This is a genomic window from Enterovibrio gelatinilyticus (assembly GCF_028683095.1).
GTDB lineage: Bacteria > Pseudomonadota > Gammaproteobacteria > Enterobacterales > Vibrionaceae > Enterovibrio > Enterovibrio gelatinilyticus.
The window spans coordinates 41,776-63,605 of record NZ_JAJUBC010000035.1 but is presented as its reverse complement, the minus strand read 5'-3'; the positions used below and the strand labels follow the sequence as shown (position 1 = coordinate 63,605).

General features: G+C 47.8%; 18 protein-coding genes. 13 read left to right on the top strand and 5 right to left on the bottom strand.

Annotated elements, in window-relative coordinates; all coding sequences use genetic code 11:
• Positions 1 to 282: 282 nt before the first annotated feature.
• From secE to rpoC, 8 genes are all read left to right on the top strand, one after another.
• The gene (gene secE, locus LRP50_RS22175; RefSeq protein WP_028024460.1) at positions 283 to 654 is read left to right on the top strand and encodes a preprotein translocase subunit SecE; all 372 of its coding nucleotides are present in this window, start codon (positions 283 to 285) and stop codon (positions 652 to 654) included.
• Positions 655 to 664: 10 nt separating this feature from the next.
• A complete protein-coding gene (nusG, locus tag LRP50_RS22170; protein WP_028024461.1) occupies positions 665 to 1,210 on the top strand; it encodes a transcription termination/antitermination protein NusG in 546 nt (181 codons plus the stop codon).
• A 125-nt stretch (positions 1,211 to 1,335) separates the two neighbouring features.
• Positions 1,336 to 1,764, top strand: coding sequence for a 50S ribosomal protein L11 (rplK, locus tag LRP50_RS22165; protein ID WP_062710350.1), 429 nt, complete (start codon positions 1,336 to 1,338; stop codon positions 1,762 to 1,764).
• A gap of 4 nt (positions 1,765 to 1,768) precedes the next feature.
• Positions 1,769 to 2,473, top strand: a complete 705-nt coding sequence (gene rplA / locus LRP50_RS22160) for a 50S ribosomal protein L1 (RefSeq protein ID WP_274166607.1) — start codon at positions 1,769 to 1,771, stop codon at positions 2,471 to 2,473.
• 233 nt (positions 2,474 to 2,706) lie between these two features.
• Positions 2,707 to 3,201 (top strand): 50S ribosomal protein L10, encoded by a 495-nt coding sequence (gene rplJ / locus LRP50_RS22155; protein WP_274166606.1) that lies wholly within the window; start codon positions 2,707 to 2,709, stop codon positions 3,199 to 3,201.
• A gap of 60 nt (positions 3,202 to 3,261) precedes the next feature.
• Positions 3,262 to 3,627 carry a 50S ribosomal protein L7/L12 gene (gene rplL, locus LRP50_RS22150; protein ID WP_274166605.1) on the top strand — a complete coding sequence of 122 codons (366 nt, stop codon included), beginning with the start codon at positions 3,262 to 3,264 and terminating at the stop codon, positions 3,625 to 3,627.
• Between the two features lie 231 nt (positions 3,628 to 3,858).
• The gene (gene rpoB / locus LRP50_RS22145; protein ID WP_274166604.1) at positions 3,859 to 7,884 is read left to right on the top strand and encodes a DNA-directed RNA polymerase subunit beta; all 4,026 of its coding nucleotides are present in this window, start codon (positions 3,859 to 3,861) and stop codon (positions 7,882 to 7,884) included.
• 114 nt (positions 7,885 to 7,998) lie between these two features.
• Entirely contained in the window at positions 7,999 to 12,213 is a 4,215-nt protein-coding gene (gene rpoC, locus LRP50_RS22140; protein WP_274166603.1) for a DNA-directed RNA polymerase subunit beta', read from the top strand.
• A gap of 220 nt (positions 12,214 to 12,433) precedes the next feature.
• Here the strand turns inward: rpoC and LRP50_RS22135 are convergent, their stop codons facing one another.
• Positions 12,434 to 12,913, bottom strand: a complete 480-nt coding sequence (locus LRP50_RS22135) for an Rsd/AlgQ family anti-sigma factor (protein ID WP_028024468.1) — start codon at positions 12,911 to 12,913, stop codon at positions 12,434 to 12,436.
• Positions 12,914 to 13,055: 142 nt separating this feature from the next.
• Here LRP50_RS22135 and nudC point away from each other — a divergent pair, with 142 nt between their 5' ends.
• Together nudC and hemE are read left to right on the top strand one after the other, a co-directional pair.
• Positions 13,056 to 13,817 (top strand): NAD(+) diphosphatase, encoded by a 762-nt coding sequence (gene nudC, locus LRP50_RS22130; RefSeq protein WP_274166602.1) that lies wholly within the window; start codon positions 13,056 to 13,058, stop codon positions 13,815 to 13,817.
• 432 nt (positions 13,818 to 14,249) lie between these two features.
• A complete protein-coding gene (gene hemE, locus LRP50_RS22125; protein WP_274166601.1) occupies positions 14,250 to 15,317 on the top strand; it encodes a uroporphyrinogen decarboxylase in 1,068 nt (355 codons plus the stop codon).
• 389 nt (positions 15,318 to 15,706) lie between these two features.
• Here the strand turns inward: hemE and LRP50_RS22120 are convergent, their stop codons facing one another.
• Positions 15,707 to 16,285, bottom strand: coding sequence for a uracil-DNA glycosylase family protein (locus LRP50_RS22120; protein ID WP_274166600.1), 579 nt, complete (start codon positions 16,283 to 16,285; stop codon positions 15,707 to 15,709).
• 2 nt (positions 16,286 to 16,287) lie between these two features.
• Positions 16,288 to 17,196, bottom strand: a complete 909-nt coding sequence (locus LRP50_RS22115; protein WP_274166609.1) for a D-2-hydroxyacid dehydrogenase — start codon at positions 17,194 to 17,196, stop codon at positions 16,288 to 16,290.
• A 138-nt stretch (positions 17,197 to 17,334) separates the two neighbouring features.
• Here LRP50_RS22115 and LRP50_RS22110 point away from each other — a divergent pair, with 138 nt between their 5' ends.
• Positions 17,335 to 17,922: a YjaG family protein gene (locus LRP50_RS22110; protein ID WP_274166599.1), complete on the top strand. Its 588-nt coding sequence runs from the start codon at positions 17,335 to 17,337 to the stop codon at positions 17,920 to 17,922.
• 48 nt (positions 17,923 to 17,970) lie between these two features.
• On the opposite strand, the gene LRP50_RS22105 is transcribed toward LRP50_RS22110, so the two are convergent.
• Positions 17,971 to 19,155: a hemolysin family protein gene (locus tag LRP50_RS22105; protein WP_274166598.1), complete on the bottom strand. Its 1,185-nt coding sequence runs from the start codon at positions 19,153 to 19,155 to the stop codon at positions 17,971 to 17,973.
• 236 nt (positions 19,156 to 19,391) lie between these two features.
• Here LRP50_RS22105 and hupA point away from each other — a divergent pair, with 236 nt between their 5' ends.
• Positions 19,392 to 19,664 (top strand): nucleoid-associated protein HU-alpha, encoded by a 273-nt coding sequence (gene hupA / locus LRP50_RS22100; protein WP_002542017.1) that lies wholly within the window; start codon positions 19,392 to 19,394, stop codon positions 19,662 to 19,664.
• A gap of 43 nt (positions 19,665 to 19,707) precedes the next feature.
• A complete protein-coding gene (locus tag LRP50_RS22095; protein WP_274166597.1) occupies positions 19,708 to 20,388 on the top strand; it encodes a DUF1481 domain-containing protein in 681 nt (226 codons plus the stop codon).
• A gap of 76 nt (positions 20,389 to 20,464) precedes the next feature.
• Here the strand turns inward: LRP50_RS22095 and purD are convergent, their stop codons facing one another.
• A complete protein-coding gene (purD, locus tag LRP50_RS22090) occupies positions 20,465 to 21,763 on the bottom strand; it encodes a phosphoribosylamine--glycine ligase (RefSeq protein ID WP_274166596.1) in 1,299 nt (432 codons plus the stop codon).
• Positions 21,764 to 21,830 lie beyond the last annotated feature (67 nt).

Below are 21,830 nucleotides of genomic sequence, written 5' to 3'. Positions count from 1 at the left end.
CTTCGCAATCCGCGAAGGTGGCCGTACAGTTGGTGCGGGTGTTGTTGCTAAAATCATCGAATAAGATTTGACGACACACTAGCAAAAAGGGCATCATTTGATGCCCTTTTTCTGCACCAAATCTTTAGATTGAACTTTTTTTCGCCGATTGGTCGCAGTGATATACGTTTTAAGAGAAGAAAATGAGCGACGATGTAAGTCCGCACAGCTTTTCTTGTTCTTTTCACCTCGCTAACGCGAGGTTGTTGTCGTCGATGAAATAGATTAGTACAGGTAGAATGTATGAAAGCGAATGCTGAAGCCCCAACCGGGTCAATGGACACCCTAAAATGGGTTGTGGTTTTTGCCTTAGTGGCGACTGCTGTAGTAGGAAATAGCGTTTACGGCGATATGTCCGTCGTACTACGTGCAGCTGCGGTTGTTGTGCTTGTTGCAGCGGCCGGTGGTGTTGCTGCCTTAACAGGTAAAGGCAAAGCGGCGATCACGTTTGCACGTGAGTCGCGTATGGAAGTGCGCAAAGTGGTATGGCCAACGCGCCAAGAAACTTTGCAGACCACTCTCATCGTTCTGGCTGTTACTGTCGTCATGGCGCTCATCCTGTGGGGTATCGACGGTATTATGGTCCGTCTGGTCCGCCTATTCACTGGCGTGTGAGGATAACTACATGAGCGAAGCTCCTAAAAAACGTTGGTATGTTGTTCAGGCTTTCTCCGGCTTTGAAGGCCGTGTATCTAAGTCTCTGAACGAGTATATCAAGATTCACGAAATGGAAGATTTCTTCGGTGAGATACTTGTACCTACCGAGGAAGTTGTAGAAATGCGCGCAGGACAGCGTCGCAAGAGTGAACGCAAGTTTTTCCCAGGGTACGTTCTGGTTCAGATGATCATGAATGATGAATCATGGCACTTGGTACGTAGTGTACCGCGTGTGATGGGCTTCATTGGTGGTACACCTGACCGCCCAGCACCGATTTCTGATAAAGAAGCTGATGCTATCCTGAACCGTCTGGAAAAAGCGAGCGAATCTCCAGTGCACAAAACTGTGTACGAAGCGGGTGAAGTTGTCCGTGTTACTGAAGGCCCATTTGCGGACTTCAATGGCGTGGTAGAAGAAGTTGATTACGAGAAGAGCCGCGTTAAGGTTTCTGTATCTATCTTCGGCCGTGCGACGCCAGTAGAGCTAGAATTCAGTCAGGTTGAAAAAAGCTGATCGTTTTTTGCTCGGAAAGTATTGCTAGGGGCGCGAAATTTGAATACAATTTCGCGCCCTTTTGTTAAACGGGGAGTCTGTTTATTTAAAAACAGACGTTTGAACCCAAATTTAGGTATTTAGTAATGGCTAAAAAAGTAGAAGCTTACATCAAGCTGCAAGTTGCAGCAGGTATGGCTAACCCAAGTCCACCAGTTGGTCCAGCTCTTGGTCAACATGGCGTAAACATCATGGAATTCTGTAAAGCGTTTAACGCACGTACAGAATCTCTAGAGAAAGGTCTGCCGACTCCAGTTGTTATCTCTGTATACAGCGACCGTTCTTTCACTTTCGAAATGAAGACTCCACCTGCTGCAGTTCTTCTTAAGAAAGCTGCTGGTATCAAGTCTGGTTCAGGCCGTCCTAACACTGAGAAAGTTGGTACTATTACTGACGCTCAGATCCAGGAAATCGCTGAAACTAAAGCGAAAGACATGACTGGTGCAGACATTGAAGCGATGAAACGCTCAATTGCTGGTACTGCTCGTTCAATGGGTCTGGTAGTAGAGGGTTAAGACAATGGCTAAACTGACTAAACGCATGCGCGTTATCCGCGACAAAGTTGATGTTACTCGTGAGTACGATATCAACGAAGCTGTTGCTCTTCTTAAAGAACTGGCTACTGCTAAATTCGTAGAAAGTGTTGATGTTGCAGTAAACCTGGGCATCGATGCACGTAAATCAGATCAAAACGTTCGTGGCGCAACTGTGTTGCCACACGGTACTGGTCGTGACATCCGCGTAGCGGTATTCACTCAAGGTGCAAACGCTGAAGCTGCGAAAGAAGCTGGTGCTGATATCGTTGGTATGGAAGATCTGGCTGACCAAATCAAGAAAGGCGAAATGAACTTCGACGTAGTTATCGCATCTCCTGATGCAATGCGCGTTGTAGGTCAATTGGGTACTATCTTGGGTCCACGCGGCCTGATGCCAAACCCTAAAGTTGGTACTGTAACCCCTAACGTTGCTGAAGCAGTTAAAAATGCTAAAGCTGGTCAGGTTCGTTACCGTAACGACAAGAACGGTATCATCCACACCACAATTGGTAAGGTTGATTTCGATGCTGACAAACTTAAGGGTAACCTTGAAGCATTGTTGGTAGCTCTGAAGAAAGCTAAGCCTTCTTCAGCGAAAGGTACTTTCGTTAAGAAAGTAAGCATCTCTACCACTATGGGTGCAGGTGTTGCGGTTGACCAGAACACTCTGGACGCACAAGCAATCTAATTTGCTTAAAGCGGGGAGTTACTGTACAATTTCCCGCTTTAAAATAATGGCTGATGTCCGCTAGTCGGACTTCGTCCAAGACCGTAGGCGTTTCATCTTCGGATAGGAACTTAATTAGCCTACGTAGACGGTGCCAGAACATGATAGATAAATTCTTTCTTGGATCTGCGCCGTACTTACTCTCCTGCTGAGAAGTAGCGAGTGGTGTATATATAATCCAGGAGCAAATCCAAATGGCATTAAATCTTCAAGACAAAAAAGCAATTGTTGCTGAAGTCAACGAAGCTGCCAGTGGTGCCCTTTCTGCAGTTGTAGCTGATTCTCGCGGTGTAGCGGTTGGTGCAATGACTTCTCTACGTAAACAAGCTCGTGAAGCTGGCGTTTACATGAGAGTTGTTCGTAACACCCTTGCTCGTCGTGCAGTTGAAGGCACTGACTATGCATGTCTTCAAGACATCTTCGTTGGTCCTTCACTGATTGCGTTCTCTAATGAGCACCCAGGTGCTGCGGCGCGTCTTTTCAAAGACTTCGCTAAAGAGAACAAAAATTTCGAAATCAAAGCTGCTGCATTCGAAGGCTCTATCACTGATGCTGACGTTCTAGCAACGCTGCCAACTTACGACGAAGCTATCGCACGCCTAATGATGTGCATGAAAGAAGCGTCTGCTGGCAAGCTGGTACGTACCATTGCGGCTGTTCGCGACCAAAAAGAAGAAGCTGCGGCATAATTTGCCTTGCTTTTAACTGGTTGCTATTTAAACTAATTGTTGACTTTAAAGAGAATTGTTATGTCTATCACTAACGAGCAAATCCTAGACGCAGTTGCAGAAATGTCTGTAATGCAAGTTGTTGAACTAATCGAAGCTATGGAAGAGAAGTTCGGTGTTTCTGCTGCAGCAGCAGTAGTTGCAGGCGGCGCAGCAGCAGAAGCTGTTGAAGAGCAAACTGAATTCGACGTAATCCTAACTTCTTGTGGTCCAAACAAAGTTGCTGTTATCAAAGCAGTACGTGGCGCAACTGGCCTAGGTCTGAAAGAAGCTAAAGCTGTTGTTGACGGTGCTCCAGCTCCGTTGAAAGAAGCTGTTTCTAAAGAAGAAGCTGACGCTCTTAAAGCACAGCTAGAAGAAGCTGGTGCTTCTGTTGAAGTTAAGTAATTATTGCTTAGCTTCTTAGCCTGAAATGGCTAATGGCTGGTGGCTAAATAGTCACCGGCCTTTTTGCGCTGTAGGGCAGTAGTGAATTTTGCACCCCGTTTAGTCACTACTATCCATGCAAAAAGACATCAGATTAACCCTCTGATGTTCCTACAGTAAACGGTTGGTTGTTTAGTTACTGTCCCTCAGTCTGGACAGTTTGGGTCACTTATCAGCGAGCTGAGGAACCCTATGGTTTACTCTTATACCGAGAAAAAGCGTATCCGTAAGGATTTTGGTAAGCGTCCGCAAGTCTTGGACGTACCATACTTACTGTCTATCCAGCTTGATTCTTTCGAAAAATTTATCGAGCAGGATCCAGAAGGGCAATACGGTCTTGAAGCTGCCTTTCGCTCTGTATTTCCGATTCAGAGCTACAATGGCAATTCCGAGCTGCAATACGTTAGCTATCGTCTCGGTGAGCCAGTTTTTGATGTTAAAGAATGCCAAATTCGTGGCGTAACTTATTCTGCACCGCTTCGCGTGAAATTGCGCCTAGTGATGTTTGACAAAGACGCACCGGCTGGCACCGTAAAAGACATTAAAGAACAAGAAGTCTACATGGGTGAAATTCCACTCATGACCGACAATGGTACCTTCGTAATTAACGGTACTGAGAGGGTTATCGTATCCCAGCTGCATCGTAGCCCGGGCGTCTTCTTCGACAGCGATAAGGGTAAAACCCATTCCTCAGGTAAAGTGCTGTACAACGCACGTATCATTCCATACCGCGGTTCGTGGTTGGACTTTGAGTTTGATCCTAAAGATGCTGTTTACGTCCGTATTGACCGTCGTCGTAAGCTACCTGCATCGATCATTCTTCGTGCGCTGGAATACACCACAGAGCAAATTCTTGACATGTTCTTCGACAAAATTGTGTTCGAAGTACAAGGCAAGTCTCTGGTGATGGAGCTGGTACCTGATCGTCTACGTGGTGAAACTGCGAGCTTTGATATCGAAGCAGACGGCAAGGTATACATCGAACAAGGTCGTCGCATTACTGCGCGCCACATTCGTCAGCTTGAAAAAGACGGCGTGACAAAAATTGAAGTTCCTGTTGAGTATATCGTGGGCAAAGTTGCTGCACGTGATTACATCAACGAGGAAACCGGTGAGATCATTGCACCTGCTAACCAAGAACTGAGCCTAGAAACGCTAGCGCTTCTTTCTCAAGCAGGCCACAAGAAGATCGAAACCCTGTTCACCAATGACTTGGACAACGGCCCGTACATGTCTGATACCTTGCGTATCGACAGCACGACTGACCGTCTAAGCGCGTTGGTTGAAATTTACCGCATGATGCGCCCTGGTGAGCCACCAACGCGCGAAGCAGCAGAGCAGCTTTTTGAAAGCTTGTTCTTCTCAGAAGATCGTTACGATCTGTCTGCGGTAGGTCGCATGAAGTTCAACAGTTCACTGTGCCGCGAAGAAATGACCGGTTCTGGCGTGCTGAGCCATGACGATATTATCCAGGTTATGCGTAAGCTTATCGATATCCGTAACGGTATTGGTGAAGTTGATGATATTGACCACTTGGGTAACCGTCGTATTCGTTCTGTTGGCGAAATGGCAGAGAACCAATTCCGTGTAGGTCTGGTTCGTGTTGAGCGTGCGGTTAAAGAACGTCTAAGCCTTGGCGACCTTGATGCAATCATGCCTCAAGATCTGATCAACGCTAAACCAATCTCTGCGGCAGTGAAAGAGTTCTTTGGCTCTTCTCAGTTGTCACAGTTTATGGACCAAAACAACCCGTTGTCAGAAGTGACGCACAAGCGTCGTATCTCTGCATTGGGTCCAGGCGGTCTGACGCGTGAGCGCGCAGGCTTTGAAGTTCGAGATGTTCACGCTACCCACTACGGTCGCCTATGTCCTATCGAAACGCCTGAAGGTCCAAACATCGGTCTGATTAACTCGCTTTCAGCATATGCACGTACTAACCCGTACGGCTTCCTGGAAACGCCTTACCGTAAAGTTGTTGACGGTAAAGTTACGGATCAAATTGATTACCTTTCTGCTATCGAAGAAGGTCAATTCGTTATTGCACAGGCGAATGCCGTGTTGAACGAAGACGGTTCTTTCGGTGAAGAATTGATCACTGCTCGCCAGAAAGGCGATTCAGGTCTGCACCCACGCGATCACGTTCAGTACATGGACGTTGCAACCAACCAGGTTGTATCGGTGGCGGCATCTCTGATCCCGTTCCTAGAGCACGATGATGCTAACCGTGCACTTATGGGTGCGAACATGCAACGTCAGGCAGTTCCAACTTTGCGTGCTGATAAGCCGCTAGTAGGTACTGGTATTGAGCGTGCAGTAGCGGTTGACTCTGGTGTAACAGCTGTTGCTAAGCGCGGCGGTATGGTTCAGTCAGTAGATGCATCACGTATCGTTATTAAGGTTAATGAAGAAGAGCTGGTTTCTGGTGAAGCTGGTATCGATATTTACAACCTGACGAAGTACACCCGTTCTAACCAGAACACCTGTATCAACCAGCGTCCAACTGTGATGCCTGGTGAGCCAGTTGCACGTGGTGACGTGTTGGCTGATGGTCCTTCAACAGACCTAGGTGAACTAGCACTTGGCCAGAACATGCGTATCGCGTTCATGCCTTGGAATGGTTACAACTTCGAGGACTCCATCCTTGTATCTGAGCGTGTAGTGCAGGAAGACCGCCTGACTACCATCCACATCCAAGAACTTTCTTGTGTGGCGCGTGATACTAAACTGGGTAGCGAAGAAATCACTGCTGATATCCCTAACGTGGGTGAAGCGGCTCTGTCTAAACTTGACGAATCTGGTGTTGTTTACATCGGTGCGGAAGTGAAAGGCGGTGACATTCTGGTAGGTAAAGTAACACCTAAAGGTGAAACTCAGCTTACACCAGAAGAAAAACTACTACGTGCAATCTTCGGCGAGAAAGCGTCTGACGTGAAAGACTCTTCTCTACGTGTTCCTAACGGCGTATCTGGTACGGTTATCGACGTACAAGTATTTACCCGTGACGGTGTTGAGAAAGACAAGCGTGCGCTAGAAATCGAAGAAATGCAGCTTAAAGAAGCCAAGAAAGACCTGACAGAAGAGTTCTCAATTCTTGAAGGTGGTTTGGTGGCACGTGTTCGTGGCGTACTGGGTCATGCCGGTTACAGCCAAGAAAAACTGGCGAACATGGATCGTCAGAGCATGCTAACGCAAACCCTTGACGACGAAGCGCTGCAAACTCAGCTTGAGCAACTGGCTGAGCAGTACGACGAGCTGAAATCTGACTTCGATAAGAAGTTCGATACCAAACGTCGCAAGATCACTCAGGGTGACGATCTAGCACCAGGTGTCCTTAAGATTGTTAAGGTTTACCTTGCTGTTAAACGTCGCATCCAGCCTGGTGATAAGATGGCGGGTCGTCACGGTAACAAGGGTGTTATCTCTAAGATTAACCCTGTTGAAGACATGCCGTACGACGAAACTGGTGAACCAGTAGACATCGTATTGAACCCACTGGGTGTACCGTCTCGTATGAACATCGGTCAGATCCTTGAAACCCACCTTGGCCTAGCGGCGAAAGGTATCGGTAACAAGATCAACAAGATGCTTAAAGAGCAGCAAGAGTTAGCGAAATTCCGCGAATTCCTGCAGAAGGTATACAGCCTGGGTGATACTCGTCAGAAAGTCGATATCAGCACAATGACTGATGACGAAGTGCGTACATTGATCCAAAACTTGCGTGCAGGTCTTCCGATTGCAACGCCAGTATTCGACGGTGCACCAGAGCCTTCAATCAAAGAATTGTTGAAGCTGGGTGATCTGCCTGAGTCTGGTCAGTTGAACTTGTTCGACGGCCGTACTGGTGAGAAGTTTGAGCGTCCTGTAACTGTTGGTTACATGTACATGCTGAAACTGAACCACTTGGTTGATGACAAGATGCATGCTCGTTCTACCGGTTCTTACAGCCTAGTTACTCAGCAGCCGCTGGGTGGTAAAGCTCAGTTCGGTGGCCAGCGTTTCGGTGAGATGGAAGTGTGGGCGCTTGAAGCATACGGCGCAGCATACACCTTGCAAGAAATGCTGACTGTTAAGTCGGATGACGTGAACGGCCGTACGAAGATGTATAAGAACATCGTCGATGGCGATCACCGCATGGAGCCGGGTATGCCGGAATCTTTCAATGTATTGCTGAAAGAAATCCGCTCGTTGGGTATCAACATCGAGCTGGAAGACGAATAAGCCAAGGCTTGCTCGTAACTCCCTTCGCACTAAACTGCGAAGGGATTTCCGGTATCAATATGAAGGCGCTGACTGCCAGCGCCTTTCTGGGTCAACTCCTCACAGGAGCCAAATGTGAAAGACTTACTTAAGTTTCTGAAAGCACAGCATAAGACCGAAGAATTTGATGCAATCAAAATCGGTCTAGCTTCACCAGACATGATTCGTTCATGGTCTTTCGGTGAAGTTAAAAAGCCAGAAACCATTAACTACCGTACCTTTAAGCCTGAACGTGACGGCCTTTTCTGTGCACGTATCTTTGGCCCGGTAAAAGACTACGAATGTCTTTGCGGTAAATACAAGCGCCTTAAGCACCGTGGTGTGATCTGTGAAAAATGTGGTGTTGAAGTTACTCAGACCAAAGTACGCCGTGAGCGTATGGGTCACATTGAGTTGGCTTCACCTGTTGCCCACATCTGGTTCCTGAAATCACTACCGTCTCGTATCGGTTTGCTGATGGACATGCCTTTGCGTGACATCGAGCGTGTTCTGTACTTCGAATCATATGTTGTGATCGAACCAGGCATGACCGATCTTGAGCGTAGCCAAATGCTGTCTGAAGAGCAGTATCTTGACGCGCTTGAGCAATGGGGTGACGAATTCGACGCTCGCATGGGTGCCGAAGCGGTGAAAGCATTGCTAGCCAACATGGACCTGCAAGCTGAAACTGAACTAATGCGTGAAGAGCTGGAAGAAACCAACTCTGAAACTAAGCGCAAGAAAATCACCAAGCGTTTGAAGCTTGTTGAAGCATTCCTACAGTCTGGAAACAACCCTGAGTGGATGATCCTGACTGTACTTCCAGTTCTGCCACCGGACCTTCGTCCATTGGTACCACTGGATGGCGGTCGTTTCGCGACTTCAGATCTTAACGATCTGTACCGTCGTGTAATCAACCGTAACAACCGTCTGAAACGCCTACTTGATCTGGCTGCACCTGACATCATCGTACGTAACGAAAAGCGTATGCTGCAAGAGTCAGTTGACGCCCTGCTAGACAACGGTCGTCGTGGTCGTGCCATCACTGGTTCGAACAAGCGTCCGCTTAAGTCTCTAGCTGACATGATCAAAGGTAAGCAAGGTCGTTTCCGTCAGAACTTGCTTGGTAAGCGTGTAGACTACTCTGGTCGTTCGGTAATCACCGTAGGTCCATACCTTCGTCTACACCAGTGTGGTCTTCCTAAGAAGATGGCACTTGAGCTATTCAAACCATTTATCTACGGCAAACTAGAAGCACGTGGTCTTGCGACTACGATCAAAGCTGCTAAGAAAATGGTTGAGCGCGAAGAAGCTGTCGTTTGGGATATCTTGGATGAAGTTATCCGTGAACACCCAGTACTGCTAAACCGTGCACCAACACTTCACCGTTTGGGTATTCAGGCATTTGAACCTGTACTGATCGAAGGTAAAGCGATTCAGCTTCACCCGCTGGTTTGTGCGGCATACAACGCCGACTTCGATGGTGACCAAATGGCGGTACACGTACCGTTGACGTTGGAAGCTCAACTTGAAGCACGTGCTCTGATGATGTCGACCAACAACATCCTGTCTCCAGCGTCCGGTGATCCAATCATCGTACCTTCTCAGGACGTTGTGTTGGGTCTGTACTACATGACCCGTGACAAAGTTAATGCGAAAGGCGAAGGCCTTTACCTGTCAGGCTCTGCGGAAGCTGAAAAAGCTTACCGTACTGGCAACGCTGAACTGCATGCTCGCGTAAAAGTACGCTTGAAAGAAGTGCTGTTTGACGAGATGGGTAACCGCACCGAGTCAGTAGAACTGCGTGACACCACCGTTGGTCGTGCAATGTTGTGGCAAATCGTGCCTGAAGGCCTGCCATACGACATCGTTAACCAAGCGTTGGGTAAAAAGCAGATCTCTAACTTGCTGAACACTTGTTACCGTAAGCTGGGTCTGAAAGACACCGTTATCTTCGCTGACCAAATCATGTACACCGGTTTCGCTTACGCGGCACTGTCTGGTGTATCTGTTGGTATTGACGACATGGTGATCCCACAGGCTAAATACGACCTGATCGAAGCGGCTGAAGCTGAAGTTGCTGAAATTCAGGAGCAGTTCCAGTCTGGTCTGGTAACCGCTGGCGAACGTTATAACAAAGTTATCGATATCTGGGCTGCGGCGAACGAACAAGTTGCTAAAGCGATGATGGATAACTTGTCTCACGACACCGTTATTAACCGCGACGGCGAACAAGAAGAACAGAAATCGTTTAACAGCGTTTACATGATGGCCGACTCAGGTGCTCGTGGTTCTGCTGCTCAGATTCGTCAGTTGGCGGGTATGCGTGGTCTGATGGCTAAGCCGGATGGCTCAATCATCGAAACGCCAATCACTGCGAACTTCCGTGAAGGTCTGAACGTACTTCAGTACTTCATCTCGACGCACGGTGCTCGTAAGGGTCTTGCGGATACCGCACTTAAGACTGCGAACTCAGGTTACCTGACTCGTCGTCTAGTAGACGTTGCACAAGATGTTGTTGTAACTGAATCCGACTGTGGTACCAGCGAAGGTATCCACATGATGGCTGTTATCGAAGGCGGCGACGTTAAAGAAGCACTGCGTGAGCGTGTTCTTGGTCGTGTTGTTGCTGAAGACGTGATGAAGCCTGGTACAGATGAAGTTCTTGCACCTCGTAACACGCTTCTTGATGAGAAGTGGTGTGAGATCCTAGAACTGAACTCTGTTGACCAAGTGAAAGTACGCTCTGTAGTTAGCTGTCAGACAGACTTCGGTTGTTGTGCAAACTGTTACGGTCGTGACTTGGCGCGTGGTCATATCATTAACCACGGTGAAGCAGTCGGTGTAATCGCTGCTCAGTCAATCGGTGAGCCGGGTACACAGCTGACAATGCGTACGTTCCACATTGGTGGTGCGGCATCGCGTGCGGCAGCAGAAAACAGCATCCAAGTGAAGAACAAGGGTTCGTTGCACCTGCACAATGCGAAGTTCGTTACGAACAACGCAGGCAAGCTGGTTATCACGTCTCGTGCTTCTGAGCTGACTATCGTTGATGAGTTTGGTCGTACGAAGGAAAACTATAAGCTTCCTTACGGTACTATCCTTGCGAAGAAAGACGGTGACGCAGTGGCTATCGGTGAAACCGTAGCAAACTGGGACCCGCACACAATGCCAATCATCACGGAAGTGGAAGGTCGTATCCAGTTCCATGACATGATCGATGGCGTGACTGTTCAGCGTCAAACTGATGAGCTGACAGGTCTGTCTTCAATGGTGATTTTGGACGCTGCTGAGCGTACATCTGCCGGTAAAGACATGCGTCCAACCGTTAAGCTGCTTGACGCTGCTGGTAACGATATCATGATCCCAGGTACTGACATGCCTGCACAATACTTCCTACCTGGTAAAGCAATTGTCCAGTTGGAAGATGGTGCAACCGTTGGTATTGGTGAAGTGCTTTCACGTATCCCGCAAGCTGCAAGTGGTACGAAAGATATCACCGGTGGTCTGCCACGCGTAGCGGATCTATTCGAAGCTCGTAAGCCTAAAGAACCTGCAATTCTGGCAGAGATCACTGGTGCAATCTCCTTCGGTAAAGAAACCAAAGGTAAACGTCGCCTGATCATCACGCCAACTGACGGTTCACCATACGAAGAGATGATTCCTAAGTGGCGTCAGCTGAACGTATTCGAAGGTGAAAAAGTTGAGAAGGGTGACGTAATCGCTGATGGTCCAGAATCTCCACACGATATTCTGCGTCTACGTGGTGTGCGTGCGGTAACTGAATACATCACTAACGAAGTGCAAGACGTTTACCGTCTGCAAGGCGTTAAGATTAACGATAAGCACATCGAGACTATCGTTCGTCAGATGCTACGTAAGGTAACTATCACATCTTCTGGTGACTCTGAGTTCCTAGAAGGTGAGCAGGTAGAATTCTCTCGCGTAACCATTGCGAACCGTAAGCTTGAAGACGAAGGTAAGCAAATTGCTTCTTTCGGTCGCGATCTGTTGGGTATTACTAAAGCGTCTCTGGCAACTGAGTCGTTCATCTCTGCAGCATCGTTCCAGGAAACCACTCGCGTTCTTACTGAAGCAGCGGTATCTGGTAAGCGTGATGAGCTTCGTGGTCTTAAAGAGAACGTTATCGTTGGTCGCTTGATCCCTGCAGGTACAGGCTTTGCTTATCACAAGACGCGTCAAACTCGTCGTCAAGTGGTAGAAGCACCTGTTGCTCCGCAAATGGATGCTGAACAAGCATCTCAGGATCTAGCTGCACTTCTGAACGCTGGTCTTAACGACGACCTTTAAGTCCTGACTTAAAGTGATAAAAGGCACCCTTCGGCGGGGTGCCTTTTTTATTGCCGAAAGAAAACCAACCTGAATATTCTGCTGCAAAGCGAGAAGCGAGAAGCGAGAAGCGAGAAGCGAGAAGCGAGAAGCGAGAAGCGAGAAGCGAGGAAGACGACAGAAACCGGCTAGTGAGGCCACTAACCGGACTATGGGATTGGCAAAGACAAGATACTAAGCGTTAAGCACCTGGTGGAATCGACAGGCTATCAGCAATCAGTTGTATCAGCATGTCTTCCTGTTCGAAGCGCAGTTCCATTATTTCGCCGACACGAGAAATATCATTGTCAAAACGGGCAAAATTATCTTCATCCAATACGAATGCGCTGTATTTGTCGTTGAAAGTCAGCAAGGGTTCAGTGGTTTCTACTATGCGCGAGTAGAGCGTGTCTATCTCAGCGTTGCTAGAAAACCCTGTGGATTGCCAACGATTCATGACCATGTCATAAATCTTAAAATGTCCTGCGGAGATGTAATCGACTAATGCTTCGCAAAATCGATTCAATTCCTGTTCAGTAGGAAGACAATTTTTATTGCCGCCTGACAGCCCAGCGACCTTTGAATATTCAACCAGTAGTTCTTGTCGCAACGTCAACCAATAGTCGATGACATCGCTATATCCGCCCCACTGTTGTTGTGCTTTTTCGAGTTTATTTAGCATGACCACGTTCCTCATGATCAGCGCACCTGAGCGCTCTTATAGGATTTGAGCCATATCATTCTGGCTATCATTTTACTAACATCAGGTAGTTGATTTTAGAGTGCCCCAATTTGTCACGGTTAGCAAGGATCGAAACTGCGTTATGTCTGATCAAAAAGATCTTGTGTACTTGTGTTGTGCAAACGACGGAAAGTTATGGTTACCCGATCACAGCTTACCCTTAATTTCCCAAGTAGAGCTTGAGAAAATGGCGTTATCTAGCTATGTCATCGGCGAATTTGAGGATAAGGCTGTTCACTATACCTCTGATAGTGGAGGTTTTTCCTTCGCTGATTTTGATAGCCTTCGTAGCCAGCTTTCTATTAACCCTTCGTTGTTCAATCTTGCTGGTAGAGCAATTCAACTCGACTATATGCGCAATACACAGCGCTTTTGTAGTCAGTGCGGTGGTAGCAATCGCTTTGATGCTCAACATGTCGCGATGGTTTGTCTGCAGTGTCATACCGTACATTATCCGCGTGTCTCACCGTGTGTCATTGTTGCGGTTAGGCGAGGAGGGGAAATATTGTTGGCTCACCACCCCCGTCATAGAAATGGAATGTATACCGTGATTGCAGGGTTTGTTGAAGCTGGTGAAACGCTAGAACAGTGTGTCGCTCGAGAGGTGCTTGAAGAGACAGGTATCGTCGTGACGAACATTCGCTACTTCGATAGCCAACCGTGGGCGTTCCCATCGAACCTCATGATGGGCTTCATTGCAGATTACGCGTCAGGCGATATTAATCCAGATTATGAAGAGCTTACGGATGCGCAGTGGTTTGGGTTAGATGACTTACCGCTGGTGGCTCCGGAGGGCACGATTGCACGGCGGTTGATTGAAGAAGTGCGCCTGCAACGAGGGTGAATAAAGCGGAGATTGGTTCAGAAAATCTGAACAAAGAGGCCTGATCAATGCAAAGAGGGGTGAGAAAATAACCCTCTTTCTACAGCTAATCATCCGTTAGCGGCGAGGGCGCAGGGAGGCGATCGCCCTACTGTAAATCGACGAATCAAACAAAGCGGGAGTCACCCGCCATTACTAGATTTTTTCTAGCCTGCGAGCCGATGAATAGCCAAAAAAAACCCGCCGTAGGGAGGCGGGAGTAAGATGCGATATTTATGGGTAGTGTCTATCAGACATTTTGTTATTAGAAGCAAATTTTTAACATGTGCGTAATGCTTCAGCAAACATCCTGCATCCTGAGAGATGATATTTATGATCGTCTCCACAAAGGGCGGCTTTTGTTGCTCTCTGAGGGTGATACAATAGCGCCACTCAACTTTTAGGATGTGAACAATGACAGAACTAAAGAATGATCGCTATTTGCGTGCTCTGTTAAAAGAGCCGGTCGATTACACGCCGGTATGGATGATGCGTCAAGCAGGTCGTTATTTGCCAGAGTATAAGGCGACGCGTGCAGAAGCTGGCGACTTTATGTCATTGTGTAAAAATGCAGAACTGGCGTGTGAAGTTACTCTGCAACCGTTGCGTCGCTTCCCTCTTGATGCTGCTATTCTATTTTCAGACATTTTGACTATCCCAGATGCAATGGGACTTGGTTTGTACTTTGAGACCGGTGAAGGTCCAAAGTTTGAACGCCCAATTACCTGCAAAGCTGATGTCGAAAAAATCGGTCTTCCTGACCCGGAAGGTGAACTGCAATATGTCATGAATGCAGTACGTGCTTGTCGAAAAGGGTTGAACGGTGACGTTCCATTGATCGGTTTCTCTGGAAGCCCTTGGACACTGGCCACCTACATGGTCGAAGGCGGCAGCTCGAAAGCCTTCACCAAAATCAAAAAGATGATGTACGCCGATCCTCAAACGCTGCACCTGCTTTTGGATAAGCTGGCGGACAGTGTGATTGAGTACCTTAACGCGCAGATCAAAGCGGGTGCACAATCTGTGATGGTCTTTGATACATGGGGTGGTGTTCTGACACCGCGTGACTACAATGACTTCTCTTTGCAATACATGCATAAGATCGTTGATGGTTTGATTCGTGAAAATGATGGTCGCCGTGTACCTGTAACCTTGTTCACTAAAAATGGTGGCATGTGGTTAGAGAAAATTGCAGCAACTGGCTGTGATGGCGTGGGTCTGGATTGGACCATTGATATTGCAGAAGCCAAGCGCCGTATCGGTGATAAAGTGGCGCTTCAAGGCAACATGGATCCTTCCATGCTGTATGCATCACCTGAACGCATTCGCCAAGAAGTGGGCACCATTCTTGAAGGGTTTGGTAGCAGCAATACAGGCCATGTTTTCAACTTGGGCCACGGCATTCACTTGGACGTGCCACCTGAAAATGCGGGTGTGTTCGTTGAAGCGGTACATGAGCTTTCAAAGCCTTACCACAAGTAATCAACGTCTTGCTTAGTTTGAAAATGGTCAGCGCTTGCTGGCCATTTTTGTTTGGGCGTTATTCTAATGAGGATGCTTAGTGCAGAGGTTCACTTGGAAAATACCTTGTAAAGCTGCACATTGAAATTAACTTAATTTTATCAATAAGATAGAGTGGTCGGTTGTTTTTTCATAACTATCAAGATCCAAAAAGCTGCCATTTAATCTAAAAGCTGATCATGTTGAAAATATCTGTCTATACGGTAAATATGAACGGATTTTACTGTGCTGGGTTCGATCGGAAAATCGCTAAGAAAGCTGTACGCAGTATAAATAACATTAAATATCAAATAGTTATTTCGCTATAGGTTTATATTTTAATTTCTCGATCAGCGAAAAGGTGAATGTTTTTATAAAAGCTGCTCAACTCTCTCTCGTAAATAAGGAAGCACATCTTCCTCAAACCAAGGGTTCTTTCTCAGCCAAATATTGTTGCGCGGCGATGGGTGGGGCAGCGCAATAAAATCAGGTGACCATTGTATGTTGGCTTTGACTGTCTCTGTCAGAGTCCGGGGTTTATTGGGTAGGTAGTAGCGTTGCGCGTAATCACCAATCAGCAGAGTCAGTTCTACGTTTGGCAGGTGTTGTTTGATCGACGCATGCCACGTTGGCGCGCACTCGGGGCGTGGAGGCAAATCCCCTGAGCTTCCTTTCCCAGGATAACAAAACCCCATGGGAACGATGGCAATGTTATTGGGATCGTAGAAGCATGGTTTTTCAATTTGAAGCCACTCTCGAAGGCGATCGCCGCTAGGGTCGTTCCAAGGTATCCCCGTTTCATGTACGCGTATTCCTGGTGCTTGGCCGATGATCAATAAACGCGCTGATGATGCGGCTTGTACCACGGGGCGCGGGCCTAATGGTAAGTTCTCAGCACATACTTGGCATTGTTTTATCTCTTCAAGGAGAGTGAATAGCGTTTTAGACATGCTTAGTAGCCTGACTCAAAATCGACAATGTGCTGCAGAGAAGTGCCTTCGATCCATCGCAAGTAGTTCTCTTTGAATAGCGCCACTACCTGTTCAGGAAAGCTGATGGCAGAAATATGTGGCGTCACAGAAATGGCAGGGTGAGACCAAAACGCGTGTTCACTGCCAAGGGGTTCCGTTACAAACACATCGAGAAACGCGTGCCTGATATGCTGCTTTTCAATGGCCGTCAGTAATCCCTGCTCTTCCAATACTGGTCCTCGACCTACATTAAACAACAAAGCTTGATGACAGTGGGACAGTAACTCTGCATTTAACAGATGTTTGGTTTGGGGTGTTGAAGGCAGTGTTGACACGATGACATCCGCTGATGCGAGCGCTTGGTGTAACTGGGCGTTAGATACTACGTCATCAAATGGCGCAACCAGAGCACCTCTGCGGCTCACCCCTGTTACCTTCATTCCAAAATGTTTTGCGGTGGTTGCGACATGTGACCCAATAGAGCCAGTTCCGAGGATCACCATGTGCAGACCTTGAAGGCTGCTGTAAGGGATAGGGGACCAATGGCGCTTAGCTTGTTGTGTTTGGTATTCAGGCAGATGACGGGTGATGGACAGTAATTGTCCAAAGACATACTCGGACATGAGGGGGCCAAAAATACCGCGCACGTTTGTCAGTTGGTAATCGCGCTTGGGGTTGGCAAGCAACGCGTCACAACCCGCAAATGTGGATTGCAGCCATACTAGCCTTTGGGCGTGTTCAATGTGAGGCGCAAACAGAGGAGGGTCAGCAAGAACCACATTAGCGTCTTCAATCTGTGTGGTGATCGCGAGATCAGGCAGACGGGCTTTCGCGAGAAAATCCATATATTGGTCATGGTTTTCAGAACAAAGATAAAGTCGGTTCAAAATCCCTTCCTTTTCTATTTTGAATCATCCTTGAAACGCCTATGAAGCATGTTTCTTGAGGTCGTTCGTGGTTATCAAGTAAACTTGCCCCACATTCCTTTCTGGCCAGCACTTGCTGTGTCATAAGATAAACGGCAGACCATGTTACAAAATCCGATCCAGCTGCGACTCGAAAAACTTGAACCTTGGCAGCATATCACTTTTATGACAGCGCTGGTGGAGCGCATGTATCCCAATTATGCGGTGTTCTGTCAGCAAACAAACTTTGCTGAACCGCAGGCTTTTCGTAATCTGCTGGATGCAGTATGGGAAATCCTGACTGTAAAAACGGCCAAGATAAACTTTGAGAATCAACTTGAGAAGCTCGAGGAGTTGATCCCAACTAACGAAGAGTTCGACATGTATCTGACCTACCCGGCCGTAGATGCGTGTGTGTCAATGTCGACCTTGCTTCACACCCTGCTCGATCGCGATTTGATGATGGAATCCGTGCTGAAAATCAGTCAGCAGTCAGTCGCGAGTGTTGCTCAGTTAGAAGAAGCACAAACTGGGATTGAGGTGACTAACGAGAATCAAAAGGAAATTGAATCTGTTTGTGCAGAGTGGGATGTGCAGTGGGAAATCTTCCGCGCACTTAAAGAGGCAGAGTCGCGTGATATTGAATTGATCCGTGGCATTCGTACTGAACTTCGCGAAGACGGTGTCAGCAACCTTGGTTTGTCACTGTAAGAAACCGTGAAGATTGAGATGAAAAAAAACGGGCTTTCGCCCGTTTTTTTATTTTGAAGATTTTGCGTCTTCTTCGTCGCTGGATGCACCGATTTTTTCTCTTGCATCTTCTGCTTGTGTATTTTCGGTTTCAGCAGAGGCCGCTTCCGCTTTCATCGCTTCTTGCTTTGCCTCTTCTTCATCATCATCTTTACTTTCAATCACACCATGGGTTTCTTTCCAGTCAGCCCAACGCTCATGCGCGAGTTCTTGCATGCTGGTCGTGGTGTCGGCTTCGTCGACAATGTCTTTGCCGACGAGGTGTTCAAAAATATCTTCTAAGGTGATGATGCCCTGAACATCACCATATTCGTCCACAATCAATGCCAACTGCGAACGCTGTGCCATCAAGCGATCAAACGCCTTCGGTACGTGGGTTGAGTCGTGCAACACAGGGATTGGACGCATCATGGTGCCGAGCTTATCGCCGCCGCGACCATGTTGGCGTGCGTAGAACAATTCTAGGCGGTGAACAAAGCCCATGATGTTATCGCGCTGCTCGGTATACACCAGAGGGCGAGAGAATGGCGTGTCATGGTGTTGATCAAGAAATTCTTCAATGGTCATGTCTGCATCAACGCGGAACAGCACTGGGCGTGGCGTCATGAGTTTGGTGACAGACACATCGCGTAAGCTAAGTAGGTTGGTCAACATGGTCGATTCATCATCTGCCAACTCGCCATTTTCTTTTGCAAGCAGTGCCATTGCAGAAATTTCATCACGCAGCTTTGGTTGTTCCTTGCCACGAGACAAACGACGTGTCAGTTGCTCTGATGCCCAAACGATTGGGGTTAGCGCCCATACCATCCAACGAAGGATAGAGGCAGCACCTGGTGCCATTTGACGCCAGTAAGTCGCACCGATGGTTTTCGGTACAATTTCGGACAGCAACAAAATAGCCAATGTAAGGACCGCAGAGAATACGCCGAGCCATGCATCACCAAATACTTTGGTCGCTTGCGCACCGGATGCAGCTGCACCCACGGTGTGAGCAATGGTATTGAGCGTTAGGATAGAAGCGAGTGGACGATCAATGTCATCTTTGAGTTCTTGTAAGCGTGCTGCTGCAGGGTGGCCTTGTTGTCGCATTTGGGCCAAGTAACTGGGAGTGATACTCAAAAGAACCGCTTCGAGTACAGAACAAATAAATGAGACACCAATAGATAGTGCCACAAACATGATAAGCAGGATCATCGTTTTCCAGCGTAATAGTAATAAAACAGGAATAAAGTAGCGCCAAAGATCGGGTCTTAGCGCAGTAAATACAAGTGTTGATAAGGGAATATACCCAATATTTTGTGAGGATGCGCTCAGTTTGTGGTTAAAGACTCTGCAGACAGTCACTTGTAGCGCCACAAACCTTTGCCAGTCGGGCTTCTTTTGAATTAGAGTTGCCTTGTCTCAAGAAAACCTAAAGAAGGGAAGACCTAATGAACAAGACCAACTTGATCGACCTGATTGCTGAGAAAGCAGACCTGTCTAAAGCACAAGCAAAAGCAGCACTTGAAGCAACGCTAGCAGGCATCGAAGGTGCACTGAAAGACGGTGACCAGGTTCAACTGATCGGTTTCGGTACGTTTAAAGTTAACCACCGTGCTGCGCGCACTGGCCGTAACCCACAAACTGGTCAGGAAATTCAAATTGCAGCAGCAAACGTTCCTGCGTTTGTAGCGGGCAAAGCGCTTAAAGACGCAGTGAAGTAAGTTATACTCCGCCAAAGCATGTCTTATGTTTTGGCGGATATTTATGCGTTTAGCGCTAACACCTCTCGCAACACTCCTAATTTTGTCTTTGGCGGGCTGTGGCTCGACAGAGAGCATCAAGCCTCCTACACAAACCCAAACGGCTATCGTCCAAGGTGATGCAACCACCATTTTTTGGTTGGATGAACGTCAGGGGTTTCCAGAAATTTTGTCAGAACGCGTGTTGATGGGCGATTACGGCCAATACAGCACAGAGTATCGTTGGCGAAAAGGCATTGTCCGCGAAATTCACCGTGACGGCGAAGTGATGATGGACGACAAATTAACGCACCAATCGTTTGTTATTCGTTATGATTCCGAAGGACAAGCTGTGTATCAGCAGAATCGCCTAGATGGCGATATGCGGCCATTGCGTAACACAGACCTTGAACTGTATTACCAGCAAGCAGAAAAAGCGCTGATTCAAGCGAGAGAGCTCAAAAAGAACGGTCAGCAGTTCTTCCAAGGGTACTGGAGTGAAGGTATCTTGGAAGAATGTGATACTGGGCGTGAGAAAAAGTTGTCATTTGAGGTCGCTTTACCGAATTTCATCGTGCAGCGTCTGAACCAAGAAGACAATTTTATTGCGGCTGTCGGAAACGTGGGGCGAAAAACCAATACCGTTGACGCGATCATTGCGCTCAACAATGACAGCGAAGATTGTTTCGAACGACCAACGTTTTAAACCAAGAAAAAATACGAATTAAAAAACGCGCCTCATGGGCGCGTTTTTGCGTTTGGTACTGGCACTGATGTAGGTGTTAGTTAGACGATGCGTCTTTTTCACGCGCTATTGCGCGGTAGCCGATGTCATCGCGGTGGAACATCCCATCCCAGCTAATTTGCGATGCAAGCGCGTATGCGCGCTGCTGAGCGTCTAATACGCTATCGCCCATCGCTGTTGCACACAGCACACGACCGCCTGCAGTCACAACGTTACCGTCTTTCTCCGCTGTTCCTGCGTGGAAGACTTTCGCACTGTCTGATGACTCAGCAGACAATCCTGAAATCACGTCGCCTTTGTTGTAAGAGGCAGGGTATCCGCCTGCTGCCAGCACAACACCGATTGAAGCACGTGGATCCCACTTAGACTCAACGGTATCAAGCTTGCCTGCAACAGCAGCTTGGCACAGTGCAACCAAATCAGATTGAAGGCGCAGCATGATAGGTTGTGTTTCAGGATCACCAAAGCGGCAGTTGTACTCGATCACTTTCGGTGTGCCGTCAGCCATTACCATCAAACCTGCGTACAAGAAGCCTGAGTAAGGGTTGCCTTCGGCAGCCATACCGCGAACGGTAGGGAAGATAACCTCGTTCATCACGCGATCATGAATCTCAGGGGTTACAACCGGTGCAGGGCTATATGCCCCCATGCCGCCAGTGTTTGGTCCCGTATCGCCGTTACCGACACGTTTGTGGTCTTGGCTGGTGGCCATTGGCAACACGTTCTCACCATCAACCATCACGATGAAGCTGGCTTCTTCGCCATCAAGGAACTCTTCAACCACCACACGGTGACCGGCTTCGCCAAATGCGTTACCTGCCAGCATGTCACGGATAGCGTCTTCCGCTTCTTCCAAGGTCATGGCAACGATAACGCCTTTACCTGCAGCAAGACCGTCAGCTTTGACGACGATAGGCGCACCTTTTTCACGTACATAAGCCAATGCTGGCTCAATCTCGGTGAAGTTTTGGTAATCCGCAGAAGGAATCGCGTGGCGAGCCAAGAAATCCTTGGTGAAGGCTTTTGAGCCTTCAAGCTGCGCTGCAGCTTGTGTTGGGCCAAAGATGGCGAGGCTTTCTGCTTGGAAAGCGTCAACCACACCCAGTACCAAAGGTACTTCCGGGCCCACGATCGTCAATGCCACATTTTTTGATTTGGCAAAATCAACAAGAGCCGCAATATCTTCAACATCGATAGCGACATTTTCAAGCTTTGGTTCTAGCGCAGTGCCTGCGTTTCCTGGTGCAACAAAAACCGTTTCAACATTTGCAGATTGAGCGGCTTTCCATGCAAGTGCATGTTCACGACCACCGCCACCAATAACAAGGATGTTCATATTTTTGCGTTCCCTCTTTCTTTTAAGGCAAGAGCGCGCTTAAAAGGGCAAAAACGTAAGTGTGGAT